This is a genomic window from Vibrio sp. 99-8-1, assembly GCF_013114595.1.
Classification (GTDB): Bacteria; Pseudomonadota; Gammaproteobacteria; order Enterobacterales; family Vibrionaceae; genus Vibrio.
In genome coordinates this window covers 1-1,529 of record NZ_VTXE01000074.1, presented here as the reverse complement: position 1 = coordinate 1,529, position 1,529 = coordinate 1, and the positions used below count along the sequence as shown (strand labels likewise).

Genomic DNA, 1,529 nt, shown 5'->3' with positions numbered 1-1,529 from the left:
TGTAAACATCCCTTCTTTAGTGGCACTCAAAATTAGAGTTTTTCCTTTGTTGTGATTTAGCCAAATATTCCCATGGCGTTAGGTCGCCCAGTGAATCATGTGGCCGCTCATCGTTATATTCTTTAACCCAGACTTCCGTTAATTCCCGCACTTCATTCAACGTCTTAAATACATACATATTCAGAATGGCATCACGATAGGTTCGATTAAATCGCTCAATATAAGAATTCTGAGTGGGCTTTCCTGGTTTGATAAACTCCAGCTCAATCTGATTGTTCTCCGCCCATTCAGCCAGTTTTAACGAGATAAATTCAGGCCCGTTATCCATTCTTATCTTTTGGGGGTGCCCACGCCATGCAACAACTCGATCAAGCACGCGAAGTATGCGAACCGTTGGTAAGCTCAAGTCGATTTCTACTACCAATGCTTCACGATTAAAATCATCTAAAAGGTTGAACGTACGAAAACGTCTTCCACACTGTAAAGAGTCGCTCATAAAATCCATAGACCAACATTCATTTGCATGGTCTGGCACGCACAGCGGCATAGGGTGACGAGTTGGAAGCCGTTTCTTACCACGTCGTCGTATGTTCAGGTTTAACAAACGATATACGCGATGGACTCGTTTATGGTTCCATTTGTGAACCCATCGTTTTAGAGTCTTAAATAACTTACTAAATCCGTATGCTGGATAGCGTTCAACCGCTTTTTGAAGCGCTTCAATGACCTCATCGTCTCGATGTAAATCTGGCTGGTACCGATAAACTGAATCGCTAATGCCAACAACTCGGCACGCTCTGCGTTGGCTGACGTTATATTTGTTTTTCACATAATCAACCAACTCACGGCGAACCGATGGCTTTACAGCTTTTTTTCGATAACATCTTTAAGGATGGAGTGATCTAAGCTTAAATCTGCATACATCTGTTTTAATCGACGGTTCTCTTCTTCAAGCTCTTTCAATCGCTTGATAGCGATTCTGTATAGCGTGACTTTTTCATCATCTTTCTCCGTTTTACTTAGTTTAAACGGAAGAACTCTAAATCGGAATACACCTATTTTAGGGGATGGTTACAACAAGATATCCTCATCGCTTGTGTCGATGGCCTGAAAGGCTTTCCTGATGCCATTAATGCCGTACTCCCTCAAGCTCAAATACAGCTCTGTATCGTGCATATGGTTCGAAACTCGATGAAGTACGTTCCGTGGAAGGATTACAAGGGCATCACGGCAGACCTGAAGGAAATCTATCAATCAGCAACGGAAGATGAAGCATTACTCGCTCTGGAGCGCTTTGGTGATAAGTGGGATGAAAAGTACCCTCAAATCAGTCGTTCCTGGACTGCTCACTGGGATAACTTAAACACGCTCTTCAACTATCCTCAGGATATCCGAAAAGCCATCTACACCACCAATGCCATCGAATCTCTGAACAGTGTAATTAGAAAGGCAACGAAGAAACGCAAGCTGTTCCCTACGGATGAATCGGCAAGAAAGGTGGTCTATCTGGCGATTCAGGATGCTTCCAA

2 pseudogenes are annotated in these 1,529 nt (G+C 43.2%); one reads left to right on the top strand and one right to left on the bottom strand.

Annotated features, from left to right (window positions below):
* Positions 1-16: 16 nt before the first annotated feature.
* A pseudogene (locus F0227_RS21710) lies at positions 17-972 on the bottom strand (IS3 family transposase); the annotation flags it as partial.
* Between the two features lie 105 nt (positions 973-1,077).
* Between F0227_RS21710 and F0227_RS21705 the strand changes: the two are divergent.
* Positions 1,078-1,529: pseudogene (locus tag F0227_RS21705) on the top strand (transposase); the annotation flags it as partial.